The organism is Xenorhabdus poinarii G6 (assembly GCF_000968175.1).
In the GTDB taxonomy this organism is placed as follows: domain Bacteria; phylum Pseudomonadota; class Gammaproteobacteria; order Enterobacterales; family Enterobacteriaceae; genus Xenorhabdus; species Xenorhabdus poinarii.
In genome coordinates this window covers 3,149,575-3,165,394 of the sequence record NZ_FO704551.1, presented here as the reverse complement: position 1 = coordinate 3,165,394, position 15,820 = coordinate 3,149,575, and the positions used below count along the sequence as shown (strand labels likewise).

Sequence of the window (15,820 nt, the reverse complement as noted above, 5' to 3'; positions counted from 1 at the left end):
CACAACCTTATTTTAGTGGGGAACGATGAGCACGAGCTATCTGGCATTTCCTAATATTGACCCGGTGATATTTTCTATCGGGCCTGTCTCCCTCCATTGGTATGGTCTTATGTATCTGGTCGGTTTTGTTTTTGCCCTATGGCTGGCAAATCGTCGAGCAGCAAAACCAAACAGTGGTTGGCACAAAAACGAAGTTGAAAACTTACTGTATGCCGGGTTTGCCGGGGTTTTCGTTGGTGGACGTCTGGGTTATGTTCTGTTCTATAATCTGCCCATGTTCCTGGATAATCCTCTTTATCTGTTTAAAGTTTGGGATGGGGGTATGTCTTTCCACGGCGGGCTGGTCGGGGTTATCTGCGCGATGTGGTGGTTTTCACGCCGTACCAAGCGCCATTTCTTACAGGTTGCGGATTTCGTGGCGCCATTAGTGCCTTTTGGTTTGGGGATGGGGCGTATCGGTAACTTTATCAATGGTGAATTGTGGGGGCGTGTGACGCTGGATACACCGTGGGCGATACTATTCCCGGGTTCCCGTAGCGAAGATATTGCCTTGGCCACATCCGATCCTTCGTTATGGCCGATTCTGGAAAAATTCGGTGTCCTGCCTCGCCATCCATCACAGTTATATGAGATGGTGCTTGAAGGTATAGTGTTATTTATCATCCTCAATATATTTATTCGGAAATCGCGCCCGACAGGAAGTGTTTCAGGCTTATTCCTGATTGGTTACGGTGCATTCCGCATCATCGTTGAATTTTTCCGCCAGCCTGACGCACAGCTTGGGTTATTCGACGGGATCAGTATGGGGCAAATTCTTTCTGTCCCGATGATCTTAGCTGGAATCGCCCTGATGGTATGGGCATATCAATGCCCTGGCAACAAAACTCGTAATAACAAGGTACAAGAGGCAAAATGAAGCAGTATCTGGATTTAATGAAAAAAGTGCTGGAAGAGGGCACAGCAAAAGATGACCGCACGGGGACGGGAACTCGCTCTATCTTTGGTCATCAGATGCGTTTCAATTTGCAGGAAGGTTTCCCACTGGTCACCACTAAGCGCTGTCATATTCGTTCGATTATCCATGAATTGCTTTGGTTTTTGAATGGTGATACTAACACCAAATATTTGCACGATAATGGTGTGTCTATCTGGGACGAATGGGCTGACGAAAAGGGAGATTTGGGACCGGTTTATGGTAAACAGTGGCGTTCCTGGGGTGCTGCGGATGGTCGCCAAATCGACCAGTTGGCTCAGGTGATTGAGCAATTGAAACGCGATCCGGATTCACGGCGTATTATCGTCTCGGCATGGAATGTCGGTGAGTTGGATAAAATGGCATTAGCCCCATGCCATGCTTTTTTCCAGTTCTACGTCGCAGATGGAAAACTTTCCTGCCAGCTTTACCAGCGTTCTTGTGATGTGTTTTTAGGACTCCCCTTCAACATTGCCAGCTATGCGTTGTTGGTGCATATGGTGGCTCAACAGTGTGATCTTGCCGTCGGTGATTTTGTCTGGACTGGCGGTGATACTCACCTTTACCGTAACCATCTGGAACAGACGGCACTTCAATTAAGTCGTGAGCCACGTGCGTTGCCTAAGTTAGTGATTAAGCGTAAGCCAGATTCCCTGTTTGACTATCGATTCGAAGATTTTGAAATTGTGGATTATGATCCGCATCCGGGCATTAAAGCACCGGTAGCCATTTAATTTTGCATGGCGTCAATAAGTAAAGAATAACCGTTATTTTTCCATCCTCGATATTGGATATTGAGGATGGAAAATATATTTAACCTCATCAATTATTCATTCTATTCATTATCTTTTTCCCAGGAAATTCATCGCATAGAAAACTTGACATTTTTTAATCAGTCAGTAGATTGATTGTTGATAATATCAGCAATAGGCGAAATTGACATGCTAAATAATTTAGTCATTGAATCCTCATTTATGACCGGGCAATTAAGCCTGAATACGACAGTCATCGATATATTAAAATATCATGATGGGTATATTGTTATTACGGAAAATAGCCCCTTTTATCCCAAAAACTATAAATGGGGTGATCAAAAAAGTGATGTTGGCATTATAGCCGTTAATCATCATAGGCTCAATGTTGTCAAAACTTATACTGCTGCCATCATTGATGGTCAGATTTATATCGACCAGAATATACCTAATAAATTAGATTCAGCGGATAAACTTATTCCTGCACACTATTTAGTATCGTTAAATGGTGTGGAAGAGAAAACGATTATCGGTAACAACGTTAAATTATCTGTTGATGCAGATGCCAGGCATAAAATCAGTGCAGCGCACAGTATGGCACATTTTATGTCTTTGGCTCTAAATAAGGCAGCGAATAAATATTGGAATAAAGACTATGATACGGATAGTCTGGGTAACTTTAATTTTGATAAGGCATCAATATTTAAATCATCAATTTCTGAGTTACAATCTGTAGATATATATCGACTGGGTAAATCGATAAAGAAAAAAGGTTTTGATAAAACTGTGTTTTTGCAGAATCTTAATGGTGTCAGTGAGGAAATTAATCTAACTTTGAATCACTGGTTGTCCATTGGGTGTGAAATACAGGTTGAATACACATCAAAAAATATTTCAGATTTGCGATTATGGAAAAGCACGATAGAAAACCATCCTATTATTATTCCTTGTGGTGGTACTCATATCAGCAATACAGAAGAAATAAAGGATGCTAAGGTTGAGATAACTCCAGGAGAAAGTGATGAATATATTGTCATTACGACACATTGTCAGTTGAGATAATAAGATATGATCAGTTTTGAATTGATGTCCATATTTATGCTGCTAGCATTGCTCTCCTACCTGACACCAGGCCCTGATTGGGCGGTTATCAGCAAAGGCGTATTTAGGAGTAAGAAAGAAGGAATGCTCACTGCATTTGGTGTGCAATCAGGGCTGTTTTTCCATCTTGTTTTGGGATCACTGGGTGCAACAGTGATTCTAACAACATCGAAAACAGCGTTCAGTATATTGCAAATAATTGGCGCTTTTTATCTTGTTTATCTGGGAGGATCTGGATTAAGAGAAATTTATCTCAATAGAAATCAGCAACAATTGATTGTTGCCCCACAAAACGTAATCAAACAAAGCAAACAGAAAAGAAATCCTTTTTTAATTGGGCTTTTGGCTAATATATTTAACCCAAAAGTTGCTATATTTTTTATCAGTATCTTACCTCAATTTATTAATCCATCATTACCACCGCTAAGGCAAGTTATCATACTTGGTATGATTGATATTATTATTGGTGTTTTTTGGTGGATTTTATTTGTTTACGCGCTATATTATATCCAGAATGTATTTTTAAAAGGTAACGCCCAAGTTATCATTGAGTCTATTACTAATGTTTTTTTATTGTTATTTGGGATTGTTATGTTAGTTAGTGCTTTTTTTATATAAATGATTTGTTATTTTAATATGTAAATTTTTTCCGACCTTATCTATAGTGTCATGGAGCATCAATATAAAGTTTATTGATACTATTATTATTTTAAATAGATGAGGTTAGATAATGAAAGATAGAAATTCACTTGTTGTATACGATGATTCTTTTTATAAAAAACTATGGAAGGATAATATCGCTATAAATTCATTTGGTAATATAATAGACTTTTTAAAACATTATCATTTCTATGTGTATCATATAGATGATTATATCTCAGAAGGAAATAAAATAAAAGATATTGATATCCTGATCACAACTGATGATGTTTCAAAAAATAATATAGATGAGCAGCCAAATACATCTATCATCTTTTCTTTGTCTGAAATTGACTCTCATGCGGCAAGTCATTCTGTGAACAAAGATATTGTGACAAAAAATATAGAATTTAAACATAAAACACATCGTTATTTAAGTCAGCTTAATGGAGAAATGAGGGTAAGTTACGGAGGCGAAATTTTCCATTTGCATGGTAATTATGTGAAACAGTTTATAGATTATACAGGATGGCAGAATTTTATCAATTACGATGAATTTGTTATTGGGTTGAAAAAAAATAAAAATAATAAAAAATTCTATTATCTTGGTTTATTGAACACTTATTCTTCATTTTATTTTGCAAAATGCGATAATGAGTTGTTTTTTAAAAAAATTATTGGGGATATTTTTGGTGAAAAACATAAAGAATTCAATTTCCAGCCAGGAATAAGTTTTTCTAATAAATTAATAGAATATGAAAGTTCGGACGTTACCCGTGATTTATCTAAAATTAAAGGGAATCATATTATTTATATAGATAATGATGAGTTATTTAAAAAAGGATTTTATGATGATCAGCGACACAGCCCTTATGATAATCTGAATGAATTTCTTTCCGAAAGTTTTAAAAAAATCACTTATCTTAATCAAGAGATTATCGAAGATTTATACAATTTTAAACATTATGGTAATGACTATGGTATATTGCTTTTAAAAGGATTGAATTTTGATAGTGTTTTACCTCCCACTCCGTCACAGGCATTATATTATCCTGATAGAGGAAATTTTTATGGTGAACTGTGGTTAGCCATGATTTCAGAATTCCTTGGTTATGCTGTTGGGTATTCCCAAGAGAAAAACGGTAATGTATTCCAAAATCTGGTTCCTAATATAAAAAAAGAGTTTCTGTTATCATCGGAAAGCTCGAAAAAAGAGCTTGATTTTCATACAGAAATCGCTTTTCATCCATTCATGTGTGATTACGTTTTACTGTATTGCTTACGTCAAGATCATGAAAAAAATGCCAAAACTTTTATATCAAGTACTAAGATGATGCTCCGTGATTTATCTCTTAAAGAAATTAAAATATTGTCTGAGCCACTCTTTATAACGGGGATAGATTACTCTTATGGTAGCCCCAATGGTGTAAAAGGTAATGGTTCTTTGACTTCCGTTCTTTATGGAAATCCGAATGATCCTTATATGATCTATGATTTAGATTTAATGAAAGGGCTTAATACGGAGGCAGAACTTGTTCTTGATAAACTCAAAACGATTGCTAATAAGCATAAATATTGGGTAGCGCTTGAAGCAGGGGATTTACTTGTTATTGAGAATAATCGATGCATACATGGGCGTTCTGAGTTTACACCTCGTTATGATGGTTATGATAGGTGGTTATTACGAACTTGTGTGTTAACCAATATTAAACAGGCAAATTCAGATATTCTTGAGGAGTCCAGAATCATTAATACACGTTTTATCGTTTAAATTATTCTGTGAAAAATGCTTCTTCATATTCATTAATCTAAACGTAACTGTAAAAGGGTAGATTATAATCTCTACTCTTTTTATTCCATGAAGTAAAACGTTTCCTTGATCATTAAAAATAAACATGCATAAACAGAAAAATCCTGTTTTATTGTTGCTTTTTATCTCAATTTAAATAATAGATGGAAAAAACCGGATCATCATCTTTTACCCAGGAAATTCATCTCACAGAGCGCTTGGTGTTTTTTTAATCAGTAAGTGGGTTGGCCGTTGACCGATATATTAAAATATCATGATGGGGATATTGTTATTACGGAAAATAGCCCCTTTTATCTCTAAAACGCTCAAGAGATTTTTTGTGATCCAGATCATTAAATGAAAATGATCATGACCTCGCCAAAGTTGTCATCTATATTTTGCTTTTATCTCATTATGTTACGTTAGAAATATTTTATTGGTTGAATATTATACGGTTTGGTGAGCTAATCATATGCCTTACCTCAGAATATTATTCTTCAACGGCAATCATTTTAACTTTTTACACTGTGATTGTTGGATGCCCTTTTTTATTTCACTTGATTTAATTTGGTCTTTACTCCTTCGTTATTTATTATTGCCCCCATTTTATTTATCACGTATCAGCCGAGATATTCGGACAACAGAGTCCCTTCAAATTATCGAAAAACAACATATTACATCCTTAATTAACAAATTTGTCGGAGACAATGTGAGTTAAATTTAAATCTTGTGCCCGAATGTTATGGCCTGCGTTGTTATCAGGTGGGATGCCTATTGCATAACGTTCCATCATCTTAGGGAGACACACTATGTCAATAAAGAAGAACATCGATAAATTAAAGAAAGGGCAATCCCTTGTTCAACAGGGGAAAGGGGCTGTTCAGAAAGCAAAACAGGTGGCAGGCAAATTAGGCGGAGGCATTTCAGGTAGCAGCGTTGCAGGAACGGCGGGCTTAATCCCAGGCGGTGGTTTTGCCGGCGGAATTGGCGGCAGTTCAGGCAGTGGCATGACAGGCTCAGCGGGCTTAATTCCGGGTGGCGGTTTTACCGGTGGAAAGGGACTGGCAGAACGTGCAGCCGGTGGACAGAATGCGGCCACCAAAGCGCTGGTAAAAGTTGGTCAAATGTTGATGGGCGAACGTGATCCGAGTGGCCTGCAATTTACCCTGACCGCTGGCGGCTTACCCCCGCAGACGTTTGTGGTGACCGATTTCACGCTGAATGAAAGTTTTTCTCAGCCGTTTAGCCTGAGTGTGGGACTGGCGAGTGCCGACCCGGCTATCGATTTTCCGGCTGTACTGGATCGCACCGCCACGCTGACGATTTTACAAAATGGTCTCGAACAACGCAGCATCACGGGGATCGTGTCCCGCTTTGAGCAGGGTAATACCGGGTTGCACCAGACTACCTACCACATGACTATCCGCCCTGACCTGTGGCGCACCACGTTGCGCCAGAACTCGCGCATTTTCCAGCAGCAGGATATCGCTACCATCCTCACCACTCTCCTGAAAGAACACAACATCCGCGATGTGATTTTCAGCCTGCGCCATCCTCACCCGGCGCGCGAATTTTGCGTTCAGTATCAGGAAAGCGACTTCGCCTTCCTGCAACGGTTAACGGCGGAAGAGGGTATTTTCTACTTCTTCGAATGCAGTAACGGGCGCAACACACTGGTGTTTGCCGACGATTGCGGTTCAGTTCCGCCGGGCATAATGATCCCGTATCAGCCCGGTGACGTCAGTACCGTGGGTGAACCTGCCATCAGCAGCCTGACATGCAGCGCTCAGGTGCGGCCGGCACAGGTTCAGCTTAAGGATTACACCTTCAAGAATCCGGCGTGGCCGGCAGAATTTCACCAGCAAATGCGGGATGAAAATCTGCAACAGCTGTACTACGAGCACTATGACTACCCCGGTCGCTTCAAAGACGAAGCACATGGCAAGGATTTTACCCGTTACCGACTGGAAGCGCTACGTAGCGACGCCGTGACCGGACAGGGCAGCGGCCATGCTATCGCCCTGCAACCGGGCAAATTGTTCATTCTCGATAACCATCCACGGGAAGATCTGAATCAGTCATGGCAGACCGTTTCCGCCAGTCACAGTGGCCGCCAGCCGGGGGCGCTTGAAACCGCCACTGGAGACAGCGGCACTACGTTGCACAGCCAGTTCAGTTTTATCCGCCAGAACCAGCACTGGCGGCCGACACCGTTACCCAAACCGGTGATTGATGGCCCACAGATTGCCAAAGTGGTAGGGCCGGCTGGCGAGGAAATCTTCTGTGACCAGTACGGCCGTGTCCGCCTCCAGTTCCCGTGGGACCGATACGGCAAGAGCGACGACCAAAGCTCTTGCTGGATACGGGTAACCCAGCCGTGGGCGGGTCAGGGCTGGGGGATGTTGGCCATCCCGCGTATCGGTCAGGAAGTGGTGGTGGATTTTCTGCACGGTGACCCTGACCAGCCCATCGTCACCGGCCGGACTTACCATGCCAGCAATATCCCGCCGGGGTCGCTGCCGGGCAGCAAAACCCAGATGGCGTTCCGCTCCAAAACCCACAAGGGCGAAGGCTATAACGAGTTGCTGTTTGAGGATGCGAAAGGCAGCCAATTGGTGTCCCTGCACGCGCAGAAGGACATGCACACCAAAGTGCTCAATAACCGGGATACCCGGGTGCTGGCCAACCACACCGAAACCGTGGAGAAAAACCAGACTCTCACGGTGCACGGCCACAAAATGGAGTCGGTGACACTGACCCGTAATGAAGCGGTCGGCCTGGCCCACACCCTGACCGTCGGCGGTGCCATGAATACGGCCGTCGCCTTAAGCCAGAGCGAACAGGTGGGCGTCCATAAGTCGGTTATCGTCGGCAACACCCTGTCCATCAAGGCCGGGGATGTGATTGAGTTGCAATGCGGTGCCAGTACCCTGCGCATGGACAGCAGCGGCAAAATTACCCTTATTGGCACCGAGTTTAAGTTCGAGGCGAGTGGCCCGGTACAAATCACCGGCAAAGACATCGACCTGAACTAAGGAGAACAAACTGAGATGGAATTTCGTAACCTGACCCCCTTTGCGGTGATGAACTACTCCATGCTGGATGTGGCGGATACAGAGCACCATGTGATGGTGATGAAAATCGGCTACCAGTTGTTGCCTGACCGTCGCGGCCATTGTCTGGCCGAACTGTTGCCGGCACCGCCGCTGTGTTTACAGGATGAATACCGCGGGCAGATGAATGCCTCACCGGTGTTGCAGGAGAGTGACCTGGCGCCGTTTAAACCGCGTTGTGACGTGATTGTTAACGGTACCGCGTATGCACCGGATAACCGCCCCTGCACGGCGTTTCCGGTCCGGCTGCATGTGCAAAGCAAACAGGATCAGACCCTGCTCGACAAAACCCTGACCGTGACCGGTGAACGGGAATTTATTCGTGATGCTGGCGGTCAGTGGCAACTGACCGACCCGAAACCGTTTTCAACACTGCCGCTGGATTATCGCTACGCCTTTGGGGGCGAATGCAGAATTCAGGCGGATGATAAAGCAGTTGCACAGCTTAAGGAAAGCGATCGGCTGACATCAGAACAGCGCCGGCAACACCCGGACGGCGAAAAAGCGCCGGTTGCGCATGCCACCTGCGAAACCAATCCGCTGGGAATGGGATTTATCACGCCGTGGTATGCCAACGCCAAACAACTTACCCGTTGCCCTGCCCCCCGCATTAGCGCGCCGGAGGCGCCGTTCACCGCGCCGCATTTTGCGAAACAACTGGCGGGAACATTATCTGCCGATACGCCGGCCTGCCAGCCGCAGGGGCTGGGCTTTCTCGGCCGGCCGTGGCTGCCCCGCCGACCGCTTGCCGGGACTTACGATGCCGACTGGCTGGCACACCGCCACCCCTATCTGCCGAAAGATTTTGACTTTGGTTACTGGAACGGCGCGCCCGCCGACCAGCAAATTGACTGGCCTGACCCTGATATCTCGCTGCACCTGCAAGGCATGACGCCCGGCGGGCACCTGCATGTCACCCTGCCGGGGCATCGCCCGTTTATTTTGCTGCGGCTGCATGACGGGAGGATGTTGCCCGTGCCGATGCGCCTCGATACGTTAATGCTCGACAGCGAGGCGCTGACGCTGCATCTGACCTGTCGGCTGAATGTGAAAACCGCGCTGCCCATTCGGGTGGCGGAAGCGCGCTTTGAAATCAACCCGGATGCGCCTTTACTCAAAATGGCGCCACGGGCAGAGGAGAAACAGGATGGCTGATAACTATATCGCCCGGACGGCAGGCGAATGGCTGATAGTCGGCATGTTGCCGGACGTATGCAAAACCCCAATGGGATCTTCCACACCACCGATCCCCTATCCGGTAGTAGCGAAACTGGCCGACAGTTCGGCCCCGGAGAAAACCGTGCGCGCCAATGGCCAGCCGGTGGTGGTGTTTGCCCGGAGTTTTGTGCCGCAAACCCTCGGTGACGAGCCGGGCGTGGCGAATGGCGTTAAAAGTGGCACGGTCGGCGGCAAATGCCACCCACAGGAACATACCAGGACGGTACGAGCCGGCAATAAGCTGGTGCTGCGCCACGGGGATAAATTTTGGATGAACGGGGCATAAGGAGGGACACCGATGTCAGACAGCATGATCGTCACACCGGATAGCGCCGATGTTCGCGCCGAAAAGTATTGTAAAGAGTTTAATATCCGCACACAGGCTGAGGCTGAGCAGGCGCTCAACAATGTGGAGACGTTATACCGGCAAAGTTCCCGCTTTTACGGTGATTACGGCGCCGATCCGGAATTAGACGTTGACTATAATCAGCTCGATGCGGATTTCACTGCGCAGGAGTTTAAGGAAACCGCGCAACATACCGTTGAAAAATTTAAAAGCGGGGAGTTTCCAAAGCAAGAATGGGAAGAGGAGGAAGAAGACGATCATCCTCAACCCAATGCGGCTCTGCCGGCCAAAGCGCGGGATGACAGTCCGACGGGGGAGGGCAACACGCTGGGTAAAATCGTCGGTCAGGCACCACAGGGAACGAATCCACCGCAGGAGGCCAATGCGGCCGTCACCCCGGAAACTGAGCAGGAAAAAGGATTTTTGGATCAGGCCGGCGAATGGTGGGAAGAAGCTAAGGAGAAACTGGCAGCGGCCTGGGATAATCCGGGTAAGGCCGCCCTCGGTGCCGCCAAAGGGGCGTGGAATACCGTACCGGATATCGGTGAATTGGCCATCCGGGGGGTGACGGGTATCCCTTCAGCGATAATGTCCAGCAACGGTACGGTATTGAAAGCCATTGGCTTTGATCAGACAGGTGATACGGCGCTGGCTGCCGCCGAACAATGGGATAAGGACGTTGTCGACAAGGCTGTCGAGTTGAGTCATGTGGATGATATCCGGTTTGACATCACGGATAAGGCGGAACAAGGGGGGGAATTGATCTCTGAAGGTCTTAGCTGGGTAAGCGTGTTTGGAGGGGCGGCCAAACAAGGTGCGAAAACGGTGGTTAAAAAAGCCAAACCGCCCGCTGGCGGCAAAGTCAAAGCTCAACCCAAAGAGACCCCGGCCGCCAAACCCCAAAAAGACGCGCCCAGGGATGAGGCCACCCCGTCAAATAACAAAGACGGTAGCTGTACCGGTACCTGTAAAATAGAAAGTGAACCGGTCGATATGGCTACCGGCGACTTCCTGCAAGTCTGGCCGGTTATTGCCATTCCCGGCCTGTTGCCCATCACCCTGACCCGAACCTATCGTTCCACCGCCAAATTAAACGGTCTGTTTGGCGCGAAATGGGCGGATGACTGGTCACGTCAGTTAGTGTTGAGCGACGGTAAGGTGAATTTCACCGATGCCGACGGCGTCATTTACGATTTTAATACGCCGGATAACACGGTACTCGCCCGTAACCAGCATATTCCCCATTTCCTGCTGACCGGCGAACTGAAAGGTGAATTACAACTGACCGATCGTCGCGCCCAGCTTAGCTACCATTTCAGTCATGCTGTCGGCAATCTCCGCAGGCTGTCTGCCATCACCGATCGCCGTCAGAACGCGATCCGGTTTATTTACGATAAACAGTCGCAACTGATTGAAGTCACCCGTACCGATGGCTTCCGGCTGGTGTTGGGCTATCAGGGGCAGCAACTCCAGAGCGTGGATTATCTGGAACAGCAAAAACAGCAGCGGCTGGTGACCTGCCACTATGATCCACAGGGTTACCTGCATGAATGTGACGTTTTCCAGCATAACCACCTGTGGCATGAATATGATGCTCAGGGACGGATGACCCGCTGGCACGATACTGACCAGACGGATGTTTACCTCACCTACGATGAACGGGGGCGGGTCATCAGCACCGACTCCCCCAGTGGTTACTGGCATGACCGCTTCCGCTACGATGACCATGCCCGCATCACCACTTATCTGGACGGGGAAGGCGGTGAAAGCCACTACCATTACGATCCGAACGGGCTGGTGATCCGGGAAGTGGATCCGCTGGGGCGCATTACCCGCCGCCAGTGGCGTCACAGTCAAATCGTCTGGGAAGCCGATCCGGCCGGCGGGATCACCACTTTCGATTACAACCCTGACGGTGCATTGACCGCAGTGAAATTGCCGACCGGCGACACCTTTGCTTACGGTTATGACGAGCATGGACAGCTTATCGACAGTGTCCTGCCGACCGGCGAACGTTGGCAGTTTCACTATGATGAGCAGGGTAACCTGACGACGCTGACCAATCCGCAGGGTCACGAAGAAGCCTACCAATACGGCAGCCACGGGGAATTGCGCCAGCGCCTGCTACCGGATGGCCGGGCGTGGCACTACGCCTATGACGAGAAACAACGGCTGGCCGCCGTGATGACCCCGGATGGGCAAACGACCGGGTTGCAGCTGGATGAACTGGGGCGCCTGCGTCAAATTACCGACCCCCTTAAACAGTCAACCCAGTACCGTTACAGTGACGAGCACGCCAGCCTCAATGGCAGCCTGACGTCGGTTGCGCTGCCGGATGGCACCACGCAGCAGCTGGCCTATGACAGTGAACGGCGGGTGGTGGCCGTCACCGATGGCGAAGGCCGTACCACTCGTTACACCTACGGCGCGTTTGACCTGCTCCATCAGGTTACCCGACCGGATGGCACCACCCTGCATTTTGGCTATGACCGGCTGACCCGGCTGAATTCAGTCACGGCCTCCACGGGTGAAACTTACCGCTATGAGCGGGATGCGGCAGGGCAAATCATCCGGGAAACCGATTTTACCGGCCGTACCCTCGACTATCAGTACGATAAGCTGGGGCGGCGGACACAGACTCAATACCCCGATGGTCAGCAGCTGCGCTGGCATTATAATGCGCACGGCCAGCTTATCCGCGAAGAAAGCTGGCAGCTGACAGAGGGTGAACTGACACTCACCGCCACGACCCGTTACGAATACAACCCGCGGCATCAGCTGGTGAAAGCGACAAATGCCGATGCCGTTGTGGAATACGAATATGACAAGAGCACGGGGCTGCCCACCTGTGAGCGCATCAACGGACGGGCAATCACGCGCGAATGGGACAGTCTGAGCGGGCATCCGGTCAGTGAAAACCTGGATGGCCACACCCTGCACTTTGGTTATAACGCCACAGGTGCCCTGAACCATTTTCGGCTCAATCAGCATGCCCCGCTGACGTTACAGCATGATGTCCTGGGACGGGAAACGGTGCGCGAAAGCGCCAACGGCTTTATTCTTGCCAGCCGCTACACCGCGACCGGCTTACTGGCTCATCAGGCCGCCGGGCAGGCGACCACCTTTTTCCGGGAAACGCAGGCTCAACAGGATCCGCACTTCCCGCCGCAGGGCACCGCAGTCAACCGGAGCTGGCAATACGACCGGGCGCATAATGTGCGGGTGATTGATGACAGTCGCTGGGGACAGACCCGTTACCGTTACAATGCCAATGACCAGATACTGCATAGCCTGTTCGCGGGGGCGCGTCCGCATGAAGAGCAATTTAGCTATGATGCCAACGGCAATCTAAACCAACATCTGCCGGTGGATGCACGGGGCGCACTGGATCATATTGCCCAACGTCAGCAAGCCGGACGGGTCGTGCAACAAGGCGATAGCCGCTATCGCTATGATGATAACGGCCGGCTGGTCGAAAAAACCGAGCAGCGGGATGGTTTTCGGCCGCAAATCTGGCGCTACCGCTGGGATACGCAAAACCAGCTCACTCACGTCGAGACACCGGATGGCTCACGCTGGCAATATTTCTACGATGCGTTTGGCCGGCGGATCCGCAAGCTCAAGGTGCACGATGGAAAACTGACCGCGGCGAACCTGCAACGCTGGTTGGCAGGTAAACCGGATTTAACACCGAGAGCCGATGCCATCATGGGGCAGGATTACCTGTGGAGCGGCGATCAGCTTATCGAAGAAGTGCCGATTGACGCCGATGGCACACCGGTGGCAGATCAGCGTGTCCGCTGGCTGTACGAACCCGGCGCATTAACCCCGTCAGCCCGCTTTGAAAAAGGCAAACTGCATTATGTGGTCAGCGACCATCAGGGCACGGTGCGCGAAATGTTCAACGAAAACGGCACGCTGGTCTGGGCGCAGCGGCTGACGACGTGGGGAAAAGCGGAAAAGTCGCCGGTGATTGCCTCGAATGACCCGGATTATCATGTGGGGTGCCCTTTCAGGTTTTTAGGCCAATATGAGGATGAAGAGAGCGGGTTATTCTATAATTTTCATCGTTATTACTCCCCGGACACGGCGCAGTACATCTCGTCAGACCCGATCGGGCTGCTGGGCGGGTTTAATCCGTATGGGTATGTGCATAATCCCACAGGATATGTAGATCCGTTCGGGTTGGCGGGTGCAGATTGTGACAAACTGCTTAAGAACAAGAAAACGACTTATGAAGGACCAAGCCGCCATGATGCGTTCAGGCAGGCTAAAAGAGATGCAGGCATCCCTAATAGCCAGCGACCTTTTGAAATATCAAGAGTAGATTTGGGAGATGGGTTTGGTGGTTCTGTCCGTAATGCTAACGGTGTTCCAGTTCAAACTCGACAATATCACTATAGAGATAAGCAAGGTTCGGTAATAGTTATTCAAGAACACAGCTTAGGGCACGCGAAGGCAACGCCTTTACATGGAGCAGAACCCCATTTTAATGTTAGGCCAGTTGATAAAATATCAGGGCAAATATTAGATACGGGAAGTGTTCCGGGTACTCATGGGCATTATAATTTTCCTGTAGGGAAGTAATTATGTGGTTTAGTAATGCAATAAAAAATGAGCAAATAAGACATATGTTTAATAATGAGTTTGATATAGGTGAACTCGAATTCACTAGCTATATTTTTCATCATTATTCTTCTTTACAGCTTTGTTTTATTTGTAAAAAAATCCCGGCCACATATCCTAAGAAGTGGGATAATAACGGATTTAATGCGATGAATTTAGTTTTAAGTATGTCTAATATAAATTCATTTGAAAGCAAAGGAAGTAGAGTAGGTTTTATTTGCTCTCCTAAAATAAATAGTACCCATCATGATTCTTCTATTGAAATAATTAATAAGGATTTCTATTTATTGTGTAATGCGGATTTTTTGACAATCGATGGTATTACTCCATATATAGACGAAAGATGGGATTAGATATTTGAATTATTTTTAGCCCCATGAATAGCAAAAGCCGGAAAGATCCCCGTGATCTTCCGGCTTTCTCTTTTTTAAGAGCCGCTCAGTCCCTGCCCTTAGCGGCTTTTATCGTCCCCAATCAACTCCCGCATCCGCAGCTTAATCTCACTGAGTTGCGCCCGCTGACGCTGGTATTGCTGTTTGAGGCTGTTGGTCTCGGAACTCGCGGGGATCAATACCAAACAGCCCGCCATAATTTTTACCGTGAGCGAGCCGCCAATCTCAAAGCCGGCGGTTTTAAGCCATCTTCCCGTTAAATTTATCGCGGGTCTGGGGTTCGGCCTGCCATTTTGCGGCACGTATCCCACGGTGTAATAACGTTCTGTTTTAGCTGCTTTATTTTGAGCACGGTTTTGCTTAGAATGCGCCTTAGCCATTATTCAACTCCTAGTCAGTTGGTTGTGGTGAGCGGCGTTGTTGTGGTCTCAACACATCAGCGCCGCGTTATTTTTATCCCTCCGGTTCATCAACCGGCAGCAATGCAGATTCCATGCGCTGCTTGGCGATCATGGCATCAATGATCTTGATAACCGTTTCCTGATCTTCCGGCTCTAGTTGTTCCAGAACCTGAAAGCGTCGAAATAATCGAGAGCTAGCCAACGGTGAATCTTCAACAGGGTTCCCTGTTAACAGATAATCTACCGTTACGCCCAGTACATCAGCCAGTTTAACCATCATCTCAGCAGGCGGTATATTAAGTCCGCTTTCGTATTTATTCAGTTGCTGAAAACGGACTTCTACCTTAGCCGCCAGTTCTTTCTGAGGCCAGCCCTTCTGTTTACGTAGTCCCTTGAGACGTACTCCAAACTCTTTACGAAGTACAGCATTTTGCATAATCAAAAACTCTGTTTGCATAGTGACTCCGTTA

General features: G+C 47.6%; 12 protein-coding genes. 10 read left to right on the top strand and 2 right to left on the bottom strand.

Annotation, left to right across the window (positions count from 1 at the left end):
• Positions 1–25: 25 nt before the first annotated feature.
• From lgt to XPG1_RS14575, 10 genes are all read left to right on the top strand, one after another.
• Positions 26–916: a prolipoprotein diacylglyceryl transferase gene (gene lgt / locus XPG1_RS14620; protein WP_045959726.1), complete on the top strand. Its 891-nt coding sequence runs from the start codon at positions 26–28 to the stop codon at positions 914–916.
• Positions 913–1,707 (top strand): thymidylate synthase, encoded by a 795-nt coding sequence (thyA, locus tag XPG1_RS14615; protein ID WP_045959725.1) that lies wholly within the window; start codon positions 913–915, stop codon positions 1,705–1,707. Before lgt ends, thyA begins: the two co-directional genes overlap by 4 nt.
• A gap of 207 nt (positions 1,708–1,914) precedes the next feature.
• Complete coding sequence (locus XPG1_RS14610; protein WP_045959723.1) at positions 1,915–2,787, top strand: hypothetical protein; 873 nt, start codon at positions 1,915–1,917, stop codon at positions 2,785–2,787.
• 6 nt (positions 2,788–2,793) lie between these two features.
• On the top strand, positions 2,794–3,444 hold the full coding sequence (locus XPG1_RS14605; protein ID WP_045959721.1) for a LysE family translocator: 651 nt from the start codon (positions 2,794–2,796) through the stop codon (positions 3,442–3,444).
• 112 nt (positions 3,445–3,556) lie between these two features.
• Positions 3,557–5,236: a TauD/TfdA family dioxygenase gene (locus XPG1_RS14600; protein ID WP_045959718.1), complete on the top strand. Its 1,680-nt coding sequence runs from the start codon at positions 3,557–3,559 to the stop codon at positions 5,234–5,236.
• A gap of 827 nt (positions 5,237–6,063) precedes the next feature.
• Positions 6,064–8,289 carry a type VI secretion system Vgr family protein gene (locus tag XPG1_RS14595; protein ID WP_045959717.1) on the top strand — a complete coding sequence of 742 codons (2,226 nt, stop codon included), beginning with the start codon at positions 6,064–6,066 and terminating at the stop codon, positions 8,287–8,289.
• A 15-nt stretch (positions 8,290–8,304) separates the two neighbouring features.
• Complete coding sequence (locus tag XPG1_RS14590) at positions 8,305–9,522, top strand: DUF2169 family type VI secretion system accessory protein (protein WP_045959714.1); 1,218 nt, start codon at positions 8,305–8,307, stop codon at positions 9,520–9,522.
• Positions 9,515–9,871 carry a DUF4150 domain-containing protein gene (locus XPG1_RS14585; protein WP_045959713.1) on the top strand — a complete coding sequence of 119 codons (357 nt, stop codon included), beginning with the start codon at positions 9,515–9,517 and terminating at the stop codon, positions 9,869–9,871. The genes XPG1_RS14590 and XPG1_RS14585 overlap by 8 nt, the downstream gene beginning before the upstream one ends.
• A 12-nt stretch (positions 9,872–9,883) precedes the next feature.
• The gene (locus tag XPG1_RS14580; protein WP_231853028.1) at positions 9,884–14,518 is read left to right on the top strand and encodes an HNH/endonuclease VII fold putative polymorphic toxin; all 4,635 of its coding nucleotides are present in this window, start codon (positions 9,884–9,886) and stop codon (positions 14,516–14,518) included.
• A 2-nt stretch (positions 14,519–14,520) separates the two neighbouring features.
• On the top strand, positions 14,521–14,910 hold the full coding sequence (locus XPG1_RS14575) for an Imm50 family immunity protein (RefSeq protein ID WP_041977864.1): 390 nt from the start codon (positions 14,521–14,523) through the stop codon (positions 14,908–14,910).
• Positions 14,911–15,008: 98 nt separating this feature from the next.
• On the opposite strand, the gene XPG1_RS14570 is transcribed toward XPG1_RS14575, so the two are convergent.
• Both XPG1_RS14570 and XPG1_RS14565 read right to left on the bottom strand, forming a co-directional pair.
• Complete coding sequence (locus XPG1_RS14570) at positions 15,009–15,329, bottom strand: SymE family type I addiction module toxin (protein ID WP_045959712.1); 321 nt, start codon at positions 15,327–15,329, stop codon at positions 15,009–15,011.
• Between the two features lie 73 nt (positions 15,330–15,402).
• The gene (locus XPG1_RS14565; protein WP_045957444.1) at positions 15,403–15,807 is read right to left on the bottom strand and encodes a helix-turn-helix domain-containing protein; all 405 of its coding nucleotides are present in this window, start codon (positions 15,805–15,807) and stop codon (positions 15,403–15,405) included.
• Positions 15,808–15,820: the final 13 nt, after the last annotated feature.

Excerpts from the sequence above, each read along its gene's own strand:
- lgt (WP_045959726.1), top strand. The coding sequence starts at position 26 with ATGAGCACGAGCTATCTGGCATTTCCTAATATTGACCCGGTGATATTT.
- thyA (WP_045959725.1), top strand. The coding sequence starts at position 913 with ATGAAGCAGTATCTGGATTTAATGAAAAAAGTGCTGGAAGAGGGCACA.
- XPG1_RS14610 (WP_045959723.1), top strand. The coding sequence starts at position 1,915 with ATGCTAAATAATTTAGTCATTGAATCCTCATTTATGACCGGGCAATTA.
- XPG1_RS14605 (WP_045959721.1), top strand. The coding sequence starts at position 2,794 with ATGATCAGTTTTGAATTGATGTCCATATTTATGCTGCTAGCATTGCTC.
- XPG1_RS14600 (WP_045959718.1), top strand. The coding sequence starts at position 3,557 with ATGAAAGATAGAAATTCACTTGTTGTATACGATGATTCTTTTTATAAA.
- XPG1_RS14595 (WP_045959717.1), top strand. The coding sequence starts at position 6,064 with ATGTCAATAAAGAAGAACATCGATAAATTAAAGAAAGGGCAATCCCTT.
- XPG1_RS14590 (WP_045959714.1), top strand. The coding sequence starts at position 8,305 with ATGGAATTTCGTAACCTGACCCCCTTTGCGGTGATGAACTACTCCATG.
- XPG1_RS14585 (WP_045959713.1), top strand. The coding sequence starts at position 9,515 with ATGGCTGATAACTATATCGCCCGGACGGCAGGCGAATGGCTGATAGTC.
- XPG1_RS14580 (WP_231853028.1), top strand. The coding sequence starts at position 9,884 with ATGTCAGACAGCATGATCGTCACACCGGATAGCGCCGATGTTCGCGCC.
- XPG1_RS14575 (WP_041977864.1), top strand. The coding sequence starts at position 14,521 with ATGTGGTTTAGTAATGCAATAAAAAATGAGCAAATAAGACATATGTTT.
- XPG1_RS14570 (WP_045959712.1), bottom strand. The coding sequence starts at position 15,329 with ATGGCTAAGGCGCATTCTAAGCAAAACCGTGCTCAAAATAAAGCAGCT.
- XPG1_RS14565 (WP_045957444.1), bottom strand. The coding sequence starts at position 15,807 with ATGCAAACAGAGTTTTTGATTATGCAAAATGCTGTACTTCGTAAAGAG.